At 65.7% G+C, this 17,212-nt stretch carries 16 protein-coding genes; 10 read left to right on the top strand and 6 right to left on the bottom strand.

Going from position 1 to position 17,212, the window contains the following annotated elements:
* Window positions 1-374: 374 nt before the first annotated feature.
* The gene (locus LuPra_RS25885; protein WP_110173441.1) at window positions 375-3,833 is read right to left on the bottom strand and encodes a pyruvate carboxylase; all 3,459 of its coding nucleotides are present in this window, start codon (window positions 3,831-3,833) and stop codon (window positions 375-377) included.
* Between the two features lie 618 nt (window positions 3,834-4,451).
* Between LuPra_RS25885 and LuPra_RS25880 the strand changes: the two genes are divergently transcribed.
* Window positions 4,452-4,667 (top strand): hypothetical protein, encoded by a 216-nt coding sequence (locus LuPra_RS25880; protein WP_110173440.1) that lies wholly within the window; start codon window positions 4,452-4,454, stop codon window positions 4,665-4,667.
* 228 nt (window positions 4,668-4,895) lie between these two features.
* Here the strand turns inward: LuPra_RS25880 and LuPra_RS25875 are convergent, their stop codons facing one another.
* The gene (locus tag LuPra_RS25875) at window positions 4,896-5,117 is read right to left on the bottom strand and encodes a hypothetical protein (RefSeq protein WP_110173439.1); all 222 of its coding nucleotides are present in this window, start codon (window positions 5,115-5,117) and stop codon (window positions 4,896-4,898) included.
* A gap of 432 nt (window positions 5,118-5,549) precedes the next feature.
* Here LuPra_RS25875 and LuPra_RS25870 point away from each other — a divergent pair, with 432 nt between their 5' ends.
* The 4 genes from LuPra_RS25870 (at window position 5,550) to LuPra_RS25855 (ending at window position 8,468) form a co-directional block, all read left to right on the top strand.
* Window positions 5,550-5,729, top strand: coding sequence for a tyrosine-type recombinase/integrase (locus tag LuPra_RS25870; protein ID WP_110173438.1), 180 nt, complete (start codon window positions 5,550-5,552; stop codon window positions 5,727-5,729).
* Window positions 5,730-6,157: 428 nt separating this feature from the next.
* Window positions 6,158-7,309, top strand: a complete 1,152-nt coding sequence (locus LuPra_RS25865; RefSeq protein WP_110173437.1) for a Fic family protein — start codon at window positions 6,158-6,160, stop codon at window positions 7,307-7,309.
* 36 nt (window positions 7,310-7,345) lie between these two features.
* The gene (locus tag LuPra_RS25860) at window positions 7,346-7,546 is read left to right on the top strand and encodes a type II toxin -antitoxin system TacA 1-like antitoxin (protein WP_110173436.1); all 201 of its coding nucleotides are present in this window, start codon (window positions 7,346-7,348) and stop codon (window positions 7,544-7,546) included.
* Window positions 7,547-7,883: 337 nt separating this feature from the next.
* Entirely contained in the window at window positions 7,884-8,468 is a 585-nt protein-coding gene (locus tag LuPra_RS25855) for a hypothetical protein (RefSeq protein ID WP_157899694.1), read from the top strand.
* 500 nt (window positions 8,469-8,968) lie between these two features.
* On the opposite strand, the gene LuPra_RS25850 is transcribed toward LuPra_RS25855, so the two are convergent.
* The 4 genes from LuPra_RS25850 to LuPra_RS25835 all read right to left on the bottom strand — a co-directional run bounded on the left by LuPra_RS25850 (window position 8,969) and on the right by LuPra_RS25835 (window position 12,995).
* Window positions 8,969-9,193 carry a DUF433 domain-containing protein gene (locus LuPra_RS25850; RefSeq protein WP_110173434.1) on the bottom strand — a complete coding sequence of 75 codons (225 nt, stop codon included), beginning with the start codon at window positions 9,191-9,193 and terminating at the stop codon, window positions 8,969-8,971.
* 203 nt (window positions 9,194-9,396) lie between these two features.
* Complete coding sequence (locus LuPra_RS25845) at window positions 9,397-11,331, bottom strand: tetratricopeptide repeat protein (RefSeq protein ID WP_157899693.1); 1,935 nt, start codon at window positions 11,329-11,331, stop codon at window positions 9,397-9,399.
* Window positions 11,216-12,406: a serine/threonine-protein kinase gene (locus LuPra_RS25840; RefSeq protein ID WP_234800554.1), complete on the bottom strand. Its 1,191-nt coding sequence runs from the start codon at window positions 12,404-12,406 to the stop codon at window positions 11,216-11,218. The genes LuPra_RS25845 and LuPra_RS25840 overlap by 116 nt, the downstream gene beginning before the upstream one ends.
* Window positions 12,396-12,995, bottom strand: a complete 600-nt coding sequence (locus LuPra_RS25835) for a sigma-70 family RNA polymerase sigma factor (RefSeq protein WP_110173432.1) — start codon at window positions 12,993-12,995, stop codon at window positions 12,396-12,398. The genes LuPra_RS25840 and LuPra_RS25835 overlap by 11 nt, the downstream gene beginning before the upstream one ends.
* Before the next feature lie 156 nt (window positions 12,996-13,151).
* Here LuPra_RS25835 and LuPra_RS25830 point away from each other — a divergent pair, with 156 nt between their 5' ends.
* The 5 genes from LuPra_RS25830 (at window position 13,152) to LuPra_RS25810 (ending at window position 16,984) form a co-directional block, all read left to right on the top strand.
* Window positions 13,152-13,631 carry a hypothetical protein gene (locus tag LuPra_RS25830; protein WP_157899692.1) on the top strand — a complete coding sequence of 160 codons (480 nt, stop codon included), beginning with the start codon at window positions 13,152-13,154 and terminating at the stop codon, window positions 13,629-13,631.
* A 596-nt stretch (window positions 13,632-14,227) separates the two neighbouring features.
* Complete coding sequence (locus LuPra_RS25825; protein WP_157899691.1) at window positions 14,228-14,470, top strand: hypothetical protein; 243 nt, start codon at window positions 14,228-14,230, stop codon at window positions 14,468-14,470.
* The gene (locus LuPra_RS25820; protein WP_157899690.1) at window positions 14,467-15,144 is read left to right on the top strand and encodes a hypothetical protein; all 678 of its coding nucleotides are present in this window, start codon (window positions 14,467-14,469) and stop codon (window positions 15,142-15,144) included. The genes LuPra_RS25825 and LuPra_RS25820 overlap by 4 nt, the downstream gene beginning before the upstream one ends.
* Window positions 15,145-16,474: 1,330 nt before the next feature.
* Window positions 16,475-16,630, top strand: coding sequence for a helix-turn-helix domain-containing protein (locus LuPra_RS25815; RefSeq protein WP_110173428.1), 156 nt, complete (start codon window positions 16,475-16,477; stop codon window positions 16,628-16,630).
* 231 nt (window positions 16,631-16,861) lie between these two features.
* Window positions 16,862-16,984 (top strand): tyrosine-type recombinase/integrase, encoded by a 123-nt coding sequence (locus LuPra_RS25810; RefSeq protein WP_110173427.1) that lies wholly within the window; start codon window positions 16,862-16,864, stop codon window positions 16,982-16,984.
* Window positions 16,985-17,212 lie beyond the last annotated feature (228 nt).

Here is a 17,212-nt window from a genome sequence, read left to right as displayed (position 1 = left end):
GGTCAATCCAGTACCGCACGACCCGAAGAGCTCAGCGGGAAAACCACAGGGCACTCTGCACGATCAGCAACAGACCATGGAGGGCGAAGGACAGCCGGTCACTTCGCCACCAGCGGAGGTCTCGAAAGATCCTACCGTGGACGCTGACTCCATCTTCGAGAAGCTTGAACAACAGGCTGCGTCGGAGAAAGGTAGCCACGACGAGAAAGTCTCAGACTCGGGACCTGGAACGACATCGAAGGATTAGTGACTACTCCGCTGTGCCACGGCCTTGGGTCAGGACCGCGTCCAGAATCATCAGCCGCTCTCTGGCGCGCTCCGCCCTGAGGCTCAGGCAACAGCTCCTCACGTGGTCGCGTGAAAGCCGCTGCCGCCTACTTTTCCAGCCGCGCCAGCAGGTCGTCGGTCGCGACCGAATCACCCGTCTTCACGAGAATCTCCGTCACGGTGGCATCAGCATTCGCCGATATCGTCGTGAGCATCTTCATCGCCTCGAGGGTGATGAGCGGATCCCCTGCGTTCACCTTCGTCCCGACGCCGACGGCTATGCTGGTGATCATTCCGGGCATCGGGGCAACCGCCTGCAGCGGATCGGACGGGTTGCCCTTCGGTTTTGTGACGGCGTCCCTGGGCGCAAGCGACTTGTCGACGACCTGCGACTCACGGGGCATGCCGTTGAGTTCATAGAAGACGCCGCGGCGTCCCTGCTCGTCGGCGTCACCGATGCTGATCAACTTGATGAAGAGCACCTTGCCGCGATCGATCTCGACCTCGATCTCCTCGCCGACCGACAGACCGTAGAAGAACGCTGTCGTCGGCAGGCTCGAGACTTCGCCGTAGGTGGTCACGAACAGGTCGAAATCGGCGAAGACCTGCGGGTACATGAGGTGACTGTAGAGGTCGTCCTCCGTCGGGGGGCGTCCGAGCGCCGTGCCCAGTCCGGCGCGCGTCTCATCGAGATTCACGGGGGTGGCGAGTTCTCCCGGTCGTTGCGTCGTCGGGACGCGGTCGCCGAGCACCACCTTCTGCACCTGTGCCGGCCAGCCGCCGTCCGGTTGACCGAGCCCGCCCTGCAGCATGTCGATGACCGAGGCGGGGAAGTCGTGCGAGCCTGGCCGGAGCGTCGGCACGTCCTGCGGACGAATGCCGCGGGTGATGAGGTACATGCACATGTCGCCGACGACCTTCGAGCTCGGGGTCACCTTGATGATGTCGCCGAAGAGTTGATTGACCTCCGCGTAGGTGCGCGCAATCTCGGGCCAGCGGTGGCCGAGCCCCATCGCCGCTGCCTGTTCCTTGAGGTTGGTGAACTGTCCGCCAGGCATCTCGTGGACGTACACCTCCGCGGACCCGGCGCGGGGCGCGGTGTTGAACGGCCGGTAGAACTCGAGCACCTCTTCCCAGTAGTCCGACATCTCGTTGAGCGCGTCGAGGTCGAGGCCGGGATCTCGTTCGTGCCCGCGGAGCGCGGCGCAAATCGCGTTGAGGTTTGGCTGGCTGGTCGACCCCGACATCGAGGCGATCGCGAGATCGACGATGTCCACGCCCGCCTCGGCGGCAGACAGTACCGACGCGGCGTTGATGCCCGAGCTGTCGTGGGTATGGAAGTGGATGGGCATGCCGATCTCGTCGCGCAGAGCGGCCACGAGCTTCCTGGCCGCGAACGGACGGCACAACCCGGCCATGTCCTTGATCGCGAGGATGTGGGCGCCCATCTTCTCGAGTTCGCGCGCCTTGGCCACGTAGTACTCGAGCGAGTACTTGTGGCGTGTAGGGTCGTTGATGTCGCCCGTATAGCAGATCGCGGCCTCGCAGACGGCGAAGGGCTGCTTGCGCACCGCCTCCATCGCCACCCCCATGTTGGGTAGGTAGTTGAGCGAGTCGAAGATGCGGAAGATGTCCATGCCCGACTCGGCGGCATGCTTCACGAACCCGGCGACCACCGCATCGGGGTAGTTCGAGTAGCCGACCGCGTTCGATCCGCGGAACAGCATCTGGAAGCAGATGTTGGGCACCTTCGCGCGCAGGTCGCGGAGGCGGTGCCACGGTGATTCCCGCAGGAACCGCATGGCCGTGTCGAACGTCGCGCCGCCCCACATCTCCAGACTGAAGATGTTCGGCGTGCGATGGGCCACCACATCCGCGACGTTGAGCATGTCGATCGATCGCATGCGCGTCGCGATCAGCGACTGGTGCGCATCGCGCATCGTCGTGTCGGTGATGAGGAGTGGCCGCTGGTCGCGAATCCAGGCAGCGAACCCCTCCGGCCCCAACTCGCGGAGCCTATCGCGCGAGCCTTGGGAGATGCCGGCCTTCAGGTCGAACGCCGGGACGCGCGCCGGGCGAAGGACCTCGGGCGGACGGTAGCCCTTCACCGTCGGGCTGCCGTTGACCGTCACGTCACTGAGGTACGCGAGGAGCTTCGTGGCGCGATCACGGCGTGGTTGGAACTTGAACAGGCCGGGTTGGGTGTCGATCAACCCCGTCGTCGCCTGGCCGGTTCGGAACGTCTCGTCGAGGACGACGTTCTCGAGGAAGGGGATGTTGGTCTTGACGCCGCGAATGCGGAACTCGCGAAGGGCGCGGTGCATGCGCTGCAGGGCGATGTCGAAGCGCGGACCGGAGGCCGTCAGCTTCACGAGCATCGAGTCGTAGTACGGCGTCACGACCGACCCCGCATCGCCCGTTGCGGCGTCGAGTCGGATGCCGAAACCTGCCGCCGACCGGTAGCTGATGATCTTGCCGTAGTCGGGGGCAAAGCCGTTGGCGGGGTCCTCGGTCGTGATCCGCGCCTGCACGGCGTAACCGTTACGGGCGATGTTCTCCTGCGGCGGGATGTCGATCTCGTGGCTGAACAGCGAGTGGCCCTGTGCCACCAGAATCTGCGAGCGCACGAGGTCGATCCCCGTGATGACCTCGGTCACCGTGTGCTCGACCTGGATGCGGGGATTCATCTCGATGAAGAACCACGCCCGCGCGTCGACGTCGTAGAGGAACTCGACCGTGCCCGCATTGTTGTAGCCGATGGCCTTGGCCAGCCGGACCGCCGCGTCGCACAGGTCGAGGCGCACCGACTCGTCGAGCCCGACGGCGGGCGCGACCTCAATCACCTTCTGATGACGCCGCTGCACCGAGCAGTCGCGCTCGTGCAGGTGGACGAGGTTGCCGTGGGTATCGCCGAGCACCTGCACCTCGAGGTGCTTGGCCCGCGCGATGAAGCGCTCGAGAAAGACTGCGGGATTGCCGAAGGCGTTGGCGGCCTCGGTTTGTGCCTGGTCCAGGAGTGCGTCGAGATCGGCTTCCTTGTGGACGACGCGCATGCCGCGCCCGCCGCCGCCAAACGCGGCCTTGATGATCAGCGGAAAGCCGATCTGCCTCGCGATGCTCGAGGCGGCTGCCCGGTCGGTCACCGGCTCCTCCGTGCCTGGCAGCGTCGGCACGTTCACGCGCGCCGCCAGGGCTCGGGCCGAGACCTTGTCGCCCATGACATCGAGCATCTCCGGGTCGGGACCGACGAACTTCAGTCCCGCGTCTCGGCAGGCGCGCGCGAATGCCGCGTTTTCCGAGAGGAACCCGTAGCCAGGGTGGACGAGGGTCACCCCCTTTTCCTTCGCGAGGTGGATGATGCCCTCGATGTCGAGGTAGGCGCCGACGGGCCCCTTCTCCTTGCGCAGGCGGTAGGCTTCGTCGGCCTTGAAGCGATGGCGCGAGAAGCGGTCCTCCTCGGCGTAGATGGCGACGGTGCGCAGCCCCAGTTCAGTTGCGGCGCGGAAGATCCGGATGGCAATCTCGCCGCGGTTCGCAGCCAGCAGTTTCTCTGTCGGTACGGGCATCGTGTCTCGGTACGGGGTAAGGCGCGCCGCGATCCACGTGGGAACGGGTCCCATGGGTCGCGTGCCGTCGGTGTCTCTGGCGAGCTACCTGCGTCGGATGAACCGGAAGGTGAATCGCTAATCGGGGGTGTTCACAAGCGGCGGCGATTGTACTGCGTTGGCTCCGGCGATCGAGTCTCCTGCCGATCTGCCTCACTGATGGGAACCTGCGGCAGACCGCGGCCCATCCCCTCGCCTGATTTCGCGTCGAGACACCACGAATCTGCCACCACTGGGCGGCATGCAACCGACGTCTCTATTGTTTCGGCCGATGACACCAGGCTGTCTCCGAACTCGCGCGTCGCGTACTCCTCCCATAGCCAGGTACACACGCTCGACTTGCCTAACTCTGCATCCAGGAGCGCAATCAGCAATGGATTTGGCGCAGGAATAGGCAAGAGCCGCTCACAGCAACGGCTACGCTTAGGCGACGAGCTGACGCATGCAGGCTCGTTGCAAAACAGACGCGATCGCGTTGGCGCGCCCCAATAGGAGAACGAGTCCATGTCACGACCGGTTGCCTGCAGTTCTGTCGGCCCTACGCGCGCGTCTTCACGCGTTCCGAGTGGGGCATGGACGGTGGCACTGAGCGCGGTGCTCGGTTGCGTTGCCGCTCTTGCGACCGCGCAGACGGCCCCAAAGGCGCTCGTGGCGGAAATCGCGGACTACGTCGAAATGCCGCGCACGACCAGCAGCGACGGCCGATGGGCGTATGCGCGAGTGAATGTCCTCATCGAAGAGCCAGGCAATGGACGGCTCTTCGTCAGGGCCACGCTGTTCCGGCGAGTCGCGTAAGGTTGGTTCGGTTCCGCGAGTTCTACTTCGTACAGGACGAGTGTGCAGAACACGACGTCCTCGCAGGAGACGAACGCCCTGGGGCAGCACCACGAAGCATCTGTTCCGTCGCAGCATGACTTGGTGATCGCCAGTTCGCGTCGCGCCGGTCCCGCGAGCGCGCCGGTAGAGGCCGCCGGCCAGTCAGGTCCTCGTGCCAGTCCCCGCGCAGGCCTCCGCCGTGCCCAGTCAAGCGGCGCTCCCCTGACCTTCGAGGGGCGCGTCGAGGCGCTCAGGGGCGAGGGCTTCACGGAGCGCCAAGCCGCATTCCTGGTCACCGTGATGCTGCAGGCCGGCGTCTGCATGGCGCGGCAGTACTGTGCCTTCGCCGGCATCGCTCACGGCCACAACGCCCGCGAGTTCTTCGCTCGGCTGTTCGGAGCTCGTGAGCGGCACATCGCGGCGTGCCACCTGGAACTTGGGAGGCGCCTGGCCCCCATCATGGCCGACGAGTTCCGATGGTGGTGTCGTGAACGCAAGGGACGCTCACAGGACCGGCCAGCTGCGGACGCGCAGCGATGGGCAAGAGCATCACGCGCCTTCTCGTCTCCGCGGTACCGTTCGCTCTACCGTCGTGGTGCATGCTGGGCGACGACGTCATCGAAAGCGCTATATCTCCGATACTCTCGGACGCGATGGAGCGCGGTACCGGCCGCATCGACTGCGAGGTGCTCGCGCGCCCGTACCTGCATCTCTCCACCCTGGTCGGCACGGCATCACGTCGAAGTCCGCTGCGCAACGCTGGGGGAAGGGCGAGAGCGCGAGCTCCTGCTCCGCGGCCCACCTTGACCAGGAAGGAGTTTCCGACACCCGAACAGTTCGCGCCGCGCTTCATGGACGGCCATGCGCGCGCGAATCAAGCCGAGCGGCATCGCGCACAAGGAGCTGGTGCTGAAGAACCACCTGCTCCCGATGCTCGGCGCGAAGCGTCTCGACGCCATCACCGACGAGGACGTGCAACAGCTCAAGTACCGGCTGCGGCACCGCAAGCCTCGCACGGTGAACAACGTGCTCACCGTCTGAGCGTGATGTTGAAGAAGGCGGCCCAATGGCGCGTGGCAACCACGCACGGCACAGACTGCAGAGTCTGCTACAGGAGGGTCGTTCCACCAGCCGGCGGCGAAACTGGGATCGCTGAAGAGGAAATCGAGCGCGAGACGAGTCAGAGAGCGAACTGGCTGAAGTGGGAAGGAATCGAACCGGATCCGGCCACTTCGCACAACTGACTGAAGGCGTTGGGGTTCTGGCATTAACTCCTTGACGGTGAGTGAGTTGGCGAGTCGACCCGAGGCGACAGGCGTGGACCGCAAGGGTCCCCAATCGTCCTGGTTTGTGGAGACATTGTGGAAACGCCCTGACCGATGGCCGTTGATAAAGGCGTTTGCCTTGAGCAGATCGTAAATTAAGAAAACACCGCTTGCTTAATTAGCGACGGCGTCAGACGATCAGGCGTGCCTCCCCGACCGTCGGGTCGATTCGTCACCACGTCCGTCGCGGGTGAAAAGGTGCGGGCGTTCGTCCCCGACGCGCTGCCGCCCTCCCCGTCCAGTCTCGACCTGGTCAGCCTGCTCGGCCCGCTGACGTCGGCCGAGCGCGCCCTCGGGCGGCTGGACGGCATCACGCTGCTGCTGCCCAGTCAGGACCTCTTCCTCTACATGTACGCACGCAAAGAGGCGGTCCTGTCTTCGCAGATCGAGGGCACGCAGTCGACGCTTGCGGACCTGTTGCGTTTTGAGAGCGAAGCGCAGGCCGGAGCTCCATTCCACGACGTCCGCGAGGTGTCGGACTACGTCGACGCGATGATGTACGGGTTGGAGCGCCTGCGCGCACTCCCGCTCTCGCTGCGCCTCGTGCGCGAGATGCATGCGCGGTTGCTTCAGGGGGGCCGTGGCAGCGCGCTCGATCCTGGTGAGTTCCGACGCAGCCAGAACTGGCTGGGCGGGACGCGGCCAGGGAACGCGCAGTTCGTGCCGCCTCCCGTCACCGAACTCGGTCGCTGCCTCGGGGACCTCGAGGCCTTCATGCATGAGGACGTGTCGGGCCTGCCGCCGCTCGCCAAGGCGGGCCTGCTGCACGTGCAGTTTGAGACCATTCATCCGTTCCTCGATGGCAATGGGCGGATGGGCCGTCTCCTGGTCACGCTGTACTTGTGCGTGCACGGGGGGCTCACCTCGCCGCTGCTGTATCTGAGCCTCTACCTCAAGACGCATCGCGCCGAGTACTACCGCCTGCTGCAGGACGTGCGCGAACGCGGGGCCTGGCGCGAGTGGCTCGCCTTCTTCCTGAGAGGCGTTGAGGAGACGGCCACGCAGGCATTCACGGCGGCGACCCGGATCGTGCAACTGTTCGACGACGACCGCACCAGGATCACCGCGGAGAGTGAGCGCGCGGGATCGGCGCTCCGGGTACACGCCGGGCTGCAGCGGCATCCGTTCAGCACGACGGCGCAACTCGTCGCGGCGACCGGACTGTCGGCGCCGACGATCAACGCGACGCTGGCCGACCTGATGCGCCTCGGGATGGTCGAGGAAGTGACCGGCCGCCAGCGTGGCCGCGTGTTCGGGTACCGTGAGTACCTCGCGATTCTCGGCGAGGGCACCTGACACGGTTGTGTCAGTCCAACAGGCAAGAGGTCGCCGATGTCCGCGCATGCTCAGAACCATTCACCCTCCGGCTCCGAACGTGAGAACGAGCGCGCTGCGGAGGCGCTGCCGGATCGCACACGGTTCGAGATCGAAGCGAAGGACTGGGCGCAGTTCCAGGCTGCGCTTGATGCGCCGCCACGAGACCTGCCAAGGCTGGCCAGTTTGCTCACGAGGCCCAGTGTCTTCGAGCGGTAGCCACTGGCGCTGCGCATCGTCGCGACGGCGAGACGCCGGCGCTGACGATCAGCACCGCCCAGCCACCTGCGGTCGCGTGCCCGCCGCCAAACGAGAGCTTCCTTCCAACGATAGCCGCGAATAGTCGCAGTCTGATTCAGAGTTCGCGGTGTCCAACTTCGCATGCGCCTGAAAGATCTGCCGGTAGCAGCACTGATTCTTAGCGCAGGCGTCAGGTGATCGCGTGGGTGCTGACGTGGGACGCGGAGGCCCCACGCGCTCTCCGTCGGTGCAATATGCCCGGACGGCTCGATGAGCCTGCTCGGGATGTCTCTATCGCTGAATACAAGGCGGCATCATGAGGCTGAAATGCGGAGTGCCGGTCCTGCTGTCCCTCTTGCTGCTGCCGGTGCTGGCGTCAGCCCAAAGCATGCCTGCGCCCGCGTGGGGGGCGTCAGTTGATGGGCTACGGCTCGGACTGGCGCTCGTCGATGGCGCGGAGCGTGAGCCGGTCATTGAGGTCACGTTCGAGAACGCGGGCCCACAGGACGCCCTGCTCAATCTCGGGTTCATGGTGGGAAACGGCCGCACGATGGTTCCTCACTCCGTGCGGCTGATGGTGCGTGGCGCATCGTTCGGCACGTGCGAACTCGAGTATGCAGACCGCCGCGTGTCGCATGTCGGGGGACGTATCGACGATCTGGTCGTCGGCCTTCCGCGGGCGGCTCAGTACGTTGTCAAGCTGCCCCTGCGAGATTTCTGGTGTGCGGCCCGCAAGAAGTTCCCTATGCCGTGGCCAGCCGAGACGCTGCACGTAACCGCACGGTTCAGCGGAGGCCCTGCCGTCTCTGTGAACCTGGACATGCCGGGGATGCGGCTGATGCACTTCTGGCGCGGCACACTCGCGTCGGGTGCTGTGAGCCTTCAAGTGCCGCCACGCTGACCGCCACCTGTCGCGCAATGATGGCGGACGCTGACTGCCGTGGGTGCGAGCGCGGCGATCAGTTGCTGCCGATATCGTCCACCAACCGGTCGCGCGAGCGGAAGGTGTACGTCGCCATCTGCTGACCGATGATCCGGTGCACCTCCAAGCGGATGCAACCGCGCGTCCACGGCTCACCAGCTGAGACGTTCGGCCGCGGCGATAAGGCGGCAACGTGCACACCAACTCGCGCATGTCCTTCGGCGCTGTCCGAGCAGCCACGGGTAGGTGGTGACTCGGGCCAAGACATCCGCGCGCACGGCCTTCCAGACGATGGGCCAGTGATCCTTATGCACGACGGTGGGCAGAGGTGGATCCAACTCGAGTGAGGCGGCCAATGCCTTGAGTTGAGAGCGAAATCCGCGGCGAAGCGTGTAGAACAACCGCTGGGACGGGCTTCAGAGGCCCGCATCCACGAACTGAGCGCGGGCGGTAGCTGGTTGTCGAGCCCAATCGTCACATCACGCGGCGACGATTGGGTGTGCCAGGCGACGACTCGCGAATCGGAGGCAGGCCGACACGTCCTCGAGCTCCAGATCGGGAAGTTCCTCGAGCACCGCCGCAGGGGTCAGGCCTGACGCCAGCAGGTCGAGCACGTCCGTGACGCGGAGGCGAAGGCCCCGCACGCAGGGACGACCGCCGCACTGCGCGGGATCGACGGTGATGCGATCGGCAAGCATGGTCATGTTGGTTCCCTCAGGCTAACGCCGGCGGGTGTGCCCCCTCGACGCCCAATCCGATCCCTGAGCGTGATCAGAAGGTTCGGTGGACGGGTCTACTACGCGGCGCGTGAGGCCGCGTGACGCTAGGGACCCTGACAGCGCTCGGGAGGCGGGTGCGGTCACGCACTGGAGCGACCCGGCCAGACTCCCTTACAGGAATCGGTCGCTTACGGTAGGCGTGCGTATTCGGCCCGTGCCGCCTTGAGAACCGGAATATCCGCGTCGGCGTTCGTCCAGAGCGTCAAGAGGTCGCTGTAGACACCCTTCGTCCTCACCGTGTCGCCCGAGAGCGCGAGCGCTCGTGCCAGCTGCAGGCGCGCCATCGCATCCACGGGATCGACGAGCACCATGCTGCGATGATCGAGAATCCGCTGGAACTCGACAGCAGCTTCCGCGGGGTGACGTGCGGCCAGGTGGGCCAGTCCACGAACATAGATGGGATACAAGCCGCCGAAACGTCCGATGAAGCCGACTCGCCCGAGCGCGAGATCGTAGCGCGACGCGGTCTGCAGCGTGTGAATCGCGGCTGCCGCATCACGAGTGGGCGTGTTCAAGGCGAACAAGGCCAGAAGCGTCGGCAGATACATGAATTGCACCGACGTATCCTCCGGGAACTCGCGCGCGAGTCCCTGGGCGAGGGCTCGCGATTGCGGCAGATCACCTCCGAGGGCGAGCGCGAATGCCGCGGCATAGTCCACTTCGCGACCGCCCCCTCCGAGCTCGAGCGCCGTGGCGGCGCTCTGCCTCGCGGCGGCGGCATTGCCATAAAACGCTTCCCACACGGCGGTCGCCGCTTCGAACAAGCCGGCCCGTTCGCGTCGACCGGACTTCTGCGAGATCTGGACGGCGACCGCGGCCATCCGCCTCGCGTCCTGCAACTGGCCTGAGCGAGCCAGGGCGAGCGCCTCTATATGGGAGATCATGTCTTCGGTGGCGGGACTCTTCCTGGCCGCCGTCGCCGGCCGTCTGAGTTCGTTCTCGTTACCCGTCAGGAAGGCAACGAAATACTCTGTCAGAAGCAAATCGGCGGATTCCAGCTTGCGCTCCGCGGCGAGACGGACCGTCAGCAAGGCATCATCAAGGCGATTCAGCATCAGCTGATGGAATGCCTGGTTGACATATGCCGGGGTCACGTCGGGATCCAGCGCAATGGCCTTCCCGGTTTCGGCAATCGCCAACTCATGTTGGCTTGTGCTCGAAAGGGCCAGCCCCGCGAGCAAGGTGTGGGCCGAGGGATCGCGCGGGTAGCTGTCGGCCCACGTTTCCAACGTTCGTCGCTCCCCTTCCAGATTGCCCGTGAAGTCGCGGTCGTACAGTGTTTCGATGTAGAAGCGCTCGACGTCACTGGCGCGATTGCGCAGCTGGTACGCCTTGAGCAAGCTCGGCCGCGCGAGCGCGGACTCTCCCATCTTGCTGTAGCTGAAGCCGACATGCGCATGGACCAGCGCAAAATCGGGATCGATCTCGACCGCACGTTGAAAGAGCGGCAGGGCACGTACCGACGATCCTGCAAGGCCGGCTTTCAATCCGACGCTGTAGGCCTGGAGCGCTTCGAGCGACGGCGTCGTCGCCTCGAGTGGGGTCGAGTATTTCTCGACGGTGGCGAGCGATTCGCCAACCCGCGTCCGGAACCGGGTCGCCATCTCGCTGAGCGTGCTCAGAACATCTTCTTTCCGCGCCGCCTGTGCCTGCTCGTCGGCGAGGATGTCCCCGGTCGCGCAGTTGGTTGCGCGCAGCCCGAGGACGTATTGGCTGCCGAGCGCCGCAATCGATCCCTGCATGACCGCCGCACCGCCGGCCCGAACGCACATGGCCCGCGCAACGTCGGGCGTCAGTCGTGCATCTGCCGGCTGGTTCATCAACAGCAGCGTTCTGCGAATGCGGTCGTCGGAGATGAAAGCGAGGAACGGCGATTGCTGGAGCTGCGCCGCGAGGCCCTGTCGCAGCGTTTCGTCGAACACCGGATCGCCGGTCGTGTTGGTGAACTCAGCGAGCACGATGCGGTCCTTGTCGGTGAGCTTCGCCTGTCGCGGATAGAAGCTGTAGCCCACGGCGGCCACGGCGAGCGGCGGTAGCAACGGCAACGACTGTCCAACGGACACGTGCCTTTGCTGGCGGCTGATCGGGGCCCGTCGGCGCTGAGTCCGATGCACCTTTGAGGCGCTCGAGATCAGTCCGCAGGTCGGCCGCGTGCTGATAGCGAAGGTCTGGATCCGTCTCCAGGCACTTCGAGATGACGGAATCCAACTCGGGAGATTCGTCGACCTGCAGCCGGCCGGCAGGCGCGGGCCGCGTGCCTTTGGCCATTTCGTACAGCACCAGGCCGAAGCTCCAGATGTCGGCGCGGTGATCCACGGCATCGCCGCGCGCCTGCTCCGGCGCCATGTAGGCGGCGGTGCCCACGACGCCCTGCCGCGCCCCGCCAATCGTGGTCACCTCCGGCTGCACAGTCCCGGCCACTCGCATTGTGGCGAGGCCGAAATCGAGCACTTTCACGCGATCGCGTGGTCCGATGAAGATGTTGGCGGGCTTGATGTCGCGGTGGATGATGCCCGCGCTATGTGCGGCCTCGAGTGCGTCTGCGATCTGGATCTCGAACCGCAGCACCGTATCGAGTCCGAGTGGACGGGCGGCGAGTCGGTCCTTCAGCGTCGCGCCCTCCAGATACTCCATCGCGATGAACGATCGTCCGTCCTGCTCGCCGATGTCGTAGATCGTGCAGATGTGTGGATGGTTGAGCGCCGACGTCGTCCGGGCTTCACGCTGGAAACGGCTCAGCGCCTCGGCATCACTCGCCAGATCTTCGGAGACGAACTTGAGCGCAACGGGACGGTGAAGCCGCGAATCTTCGGCTTTGTAGACCACGCCCATCCCGCCGCCACCGAGTTTCTCGACGATGCGGTAGTGCGAGAGCGTCAGACCGATCAACGGATCGACGTCGGCCTGACGGCCGTCGTCGCTGCGTGCTCCGGCGAGCTCGCGTGCGGCGAGATCAATCGCCGGAGCGCCGAGGAACCTGTCGGCACGGTCGTACGCGGTGAGCAGCGAACGGACTTCGGCCTCCAGCGGCTGGTCGCCCTCACACGCGACGCGAAGATAGGCGTCGCGTTCTAGCGCCGGAATGTCGAGCGCGGTTTGCAGCAACTGATCGACGTGATTCCAGCGTTCATTGTCCATGGGCGGTCGGGCCGGCGAGCTCTCGATACAGCCAGGCTTTCGCGCTTTTCCACTCCCGCGTCACGGTGATCGGCGATACGCGCAGGACTTCGGCGGTCTCCTCCACGCTCAGGCCGCCGAAGAAGCGCAGCTCGACCACTTGTGCCTTGCGCGGTGCCCGCCCGGCCAGGCCGGTCAGCGCCTCGTCGAGCGACACGAAATCATCGGAGCGATCCGGGCACATGACGGCGTCCGCGTCGAGCGACACATGTTCGGCCCCTGCTCCCCGCTTGACGTTGTGGCGACGGGCGTGGTCGACGAGGATGCGGCGCATGGCCTGCGCCGCTGCCGCCATGAAATGGGCGCGGTTCTGCCACTGCATGCGCTTGTAATCGACCAGCCGCAGGTAGGCTTCGTTGACCAGGGCCGTTGTCTGCAGGCTGTGGCCGGCACGCTCGCGCCGCATGTAGTGGTGCGCCAGACGACGGAGCTCGTCGTGGACGATCGGCATCAGGAGGGCGAGCGCACGCTGATCCCCGTCGCTCCACGCTCGGAGAAGCGAGCTGACGTCGCCTGGAACCGGTCCGCTCTCACTTCCGCCCTGATCCATCGTGCTGCCCCGACCGAATTATATATGTGGTCTTCTCCTTTTCTTCGACTGATAGCGCCGCCGCGGCTTCTGCGCCTATCTGGGTAGAAGCCCGACTCAGGCCACGGGCGCCGCAATGGAGCCAGCAGGCCGAGCGTCGGGAAAAGGAGATTCCTCATGATGAGAAACGCGAAAACGGCACTGGCGTTGTGTGTGGCGATGCTCGGCACGGCCATCGAGGCACGGGCCGATTGTAAGTACATCCGGGGCGGCATCGCGGAGACCGTCATCACTTCCGAATACGATCCGATTGGCAGGCTGCTGGGCACCGTGACTGGCGTGCTCAATGGTGCGAGCACCACGTTCCTCACCACCCCACCGCCCAACGTGACGTCATACGATGTCTTTCTGACGACCGCGGGCGACGTGTTGATCGCCACGGGCGTTTCCGCCCCCCGCACGCCGGTGCCCGGCGAGCCGGGGGACTTCACTTCGCACGTAGACCTGACAATCGTTGGTGGGTTTGGCAAGTACGCCGAAGCGACCGGCACGATGACATTCGACGGAGTGTCCCACACTGGCACTGTCCCGCGGACCGCCGATATCATTTACACGGGAACCGTCTGCGGTCCGAATGTCAAAGGCGACGGGAACTGAGCCTGCTGCTGGGTCAGTCCAATCGCTGAAGGTGGATGACACCCGGGTACGCGTGCGTACCCGGGTGCCCCCGTAGATTGGTGGGATTCGGTTGTAAGCGCGACCAGATCGAATGTCCCGCCGCTCGCGAGTCGAGCGGCGACGAAATGGCGCACATCGCGCGTGGCGTGACGCCTCTCTCAAAAGCGCGACAGCGTCGGTTGCGACGCCAGGCGCCCGCCGGTGGCCGGAACCCGATATGAGTAACGATCGGTCCGAATAAGTCAGGAGGTCCCGTAAGCTAGGAGCCGTTTCGCGGGTTCTACTTCGTGCAGGACGAATGTGCAGGACACGTCGCCTTGCCGGGGAGGACCGCCGTGCGGCAGCACCACGAAGGATCTGTTCCGTCGCAGCTTGAGCCACTGAGTACCAGTTCGCGTTGCGCAGGGTCCCCGTCCGCACCGGCTGAGCCCGCCGGCCAGCCAGGTCCTCGTGCCAGTCCCCGCGCAGGCCTCCGCCGTGCCCAGTCAAGCGGCGCTCCCTTCACCTTCGAGGGACGCGTCGAGGCGCTCAAGGGCGAGGGCTTCACGGAGCGCCGAGCCGCATTCCTGGTCACCGTGATGCTGCACGCCGGCGTCTGCATGGTGCGGCAGTACTGTGCTTTTGCCGGCATCGCGCACGGTCACAACGCCCGCGAGTTCTTCGCGCGGCTGGTCGAGCGCCGCATCGCCATGCCGTACGCAGCCATGCATGCGCGGGCACGCCTGTACCACATCCACCATCGGCGGCTGTATACCGCGATAGGCGAGCCGCACAGCCGCTTTCGCAAGCCGCTGCCGGCGGGACGCGCCATGGAATGATGCTCCTGGACGCGGTCCTGGACCAGCCGTCGGTTCCATGGCTGGCGACCGAGCGCGACAAGTGGGACCACTTCATGCGCGCGCTCGGTACGTCGCTCACCATTGAGTGGCTGCCGCAACTCCGGTTCGGCACACCGCCGCACGTCACGGTGCGCTACTTCCCAGACCGACAGCCCATCGGAGTCGTCGAGGCCGGCGAGGCGTACACGTTCCTGTGCCTCGCGACGAAGCCCTCAACGGTGGACCTGCACGCGTTCCTGCAACGGCACGCCGACCTGCTGCGTACCATCCGTCGCTGGACGGTGCGCGTGCTGCTGCCGCCGCACCTGTTCAAGGCTCGTGAGGCCTACCTCAGCGCACTTCATCTCGAACTCGGTAGACGACTGGCGCCGGCCATGGCCGACGTGTTCCGGTGGTGGTGCCGGGCGCGAAAGGCAGGGGGCCAGGCCCGGCCGGCAGCAGACGCAGAGCGGTGGGCCAGGGCATCGCGAGCCTTCTCGTCTCCCAGGTACCGGGCGCTTAATCACTCGTGGTGCATGCTGGGCGACTACGTCATCGACAGCGCTGTCTCTCCGATACTCGCGGACGCGATCGAGCGCGGCACGGCGCGCATCGAATGCGAGGTGCTGGCGCATCCCTACCTGCATCTCTCTACCCTGGTCGGCACGGCATGATGGAACGCTGATGTCGCGGGCCAGGGGAGCCACCGGGGGAGCTAACGCCCCGCGGGTCTGTTGGCCCCCCGGCGACGTGATGGCCCCGCGCCAATGACTGCTGCTAGCACGAAGTCGAGCGCCGCGGGCGCGGCCGCAAACGCCCCAGGGCGCAACGGGTTGCGGACAATGCCGCTCAGGAAGGCGGCGCTCTGTGCCGCCGATCCCGAGGCACCGAGCCACGACACAGAGGAGAAGTCGGGGCGTGAACGACCCCCTTCCAGGGCGCGGGACCCGGTCCCGCACCCCGCCCCGGCGGGGTCGTTCACGCCCCTCCATGCCAGTCGCCTCGTTCCGAACATGATGGGTATCGTCGTCCGGCGCGCGCAGGATGTCGATGCTGCCGCTGGAAGCGCTGCCGGTGCAGTACGAGCCGAGCGTACGGCTCGCGTCGGCCTCGTCAAGGCGCGACGCTCGCGCGTCGCCCCCGCGTCACCGCGGGGCTGCGGCCTTGACAAGGCCAGCGACTCGCCAGTGTCCTTGCCAATACGTGCTGCACCGGCCTGACAGAATGGATTCAGAGCAGTGTCCGCGAGTGAGACCAATTCGTGGCATCGACGGTGCCACCAACAGATGTAAGGTTCGTCGCGATTGGCGAGTTCATCGAAGTAGGCCTCGTTGTACCTGCAGCGGGAGCCACCGAGTGCGGAGCAACCGCAGCGCCAGGGAACGGAACGACTCGCTGTTGCCGCCGTCCTCCCAAGGCCCTGCCGCACAGTGCGCCAGCCAGCCGGACGTGACCACTCCTTCATGCCCGTTCAGCCGGGCAGAGCAGAGGTCGCCATGGCGTTCGCCACTCGACCCACCCCCCGCCACTTCGCACACCCGCCAGCCGCCGCAACGGATGCACGCGGCGAGACCGCCGAGCCTGTTCCGCTCATGACTCCAGACGATGTCGCGCGCGTGCTCCGCTGCGCGGCGACAATTAGATCTGCCGGGCGTGTTGACGCCGCGCACTCCGCACGTCGCGCGCGGCCATCCCCGCCATTCGCGAGTTCATTGAAGTGGGCGCCGCTGTACGCGCAGCGCGACCCACGGCGTGCGGCAACACCCGCACCGCCAGGTGACGGAACGAGTCGCCGTCGCCACCGTCCTCCCAGGCCCTGCCGCACAGGGCGCCAGTCAGCCGGACGTGACCACTCGTTCAGGCCCGTTCGATCCGGGCAGAGCAGAGGTCGCCATGGCGTTCGCCACTCGACCCACCTCCCACCACTTCACGTTCGTCCGTCGCCGCAGCAGGCGGCCGCCTTGAGACGCCGGAGCCCGTCCCGCTCATGACCGCGGACGATGAGTGGTCCGCACGTCGCGCGCCGCCGTCTACAAGATGCAGGAGCGCGGACAACTGCCCGGTGTCCGCCGCATCGGCCGCCGTCTCCTGTTCGACCGCGCCACGTTGCTAGACTGGATGGGCCAGAACCCCACGTCGTCACTGAACGGAGCACAGTGATGAGCGTGACAGTACGCCCCTACCGTCGTGGGGGCTTCGAGGTCGACATCCAGTGGCGATCACAGGATGGTCGACGTCATCGTGAACGGAAGCGGCTCGACATCACGTCGAAGACCGCCGCGCAACGGTGGGGCGAAGGGCGGGAGCGTGAGCTCCTGACCCGCGGCCCCAGTCTTCGCCGAAAGGAGGTCCCGACCCTCGAACAGTTCGCGCCGCGCTTCATGGACGGCCATGCGCGCGCGAATCAAGCCAAGCGGCATCGCGCACAAGGAACTGGTGCTGAAGAATCACCTGCTTCCGATGCTCGGCGACAAGCGCCTTGACGCCATTACCACGAGGACGTGCAGCAGCTGAAATACAAGCTGCGGCACCGGAAGCCTCGCCCGGTGAACAACGTGCTCACCGTCCTGAGCGTGATGTTGAAGAAGGCGGCCCAATGGCGCGTGGCAACCACGCACGGCACAGACTGCAGAGTCTGCTACAGGAGGGTCGTTCCACCAGCCGGCGGCGAAACTGGGATCGCTGAAGAGGAAATCGAGCGCGAGACGAGGCAGAGAGCGAACTGGCTGAAGGGGAAGGATT

It is taken from the genome of Luteitalea pratensis, from assembly GCF_001618865.1.
Lineage (GTDB): Bacteria > Acidobacteriota > Vicinamibacteria > Vicinamibacterales > Vicinamibacteraceae > Luteitalea > Luteitalea pratensis.
The sequence above is the reverse complement of the archived record's forward strand: the minus strand, read 5'-3'. Positions and strand labels throughout refer to the sequence as shown.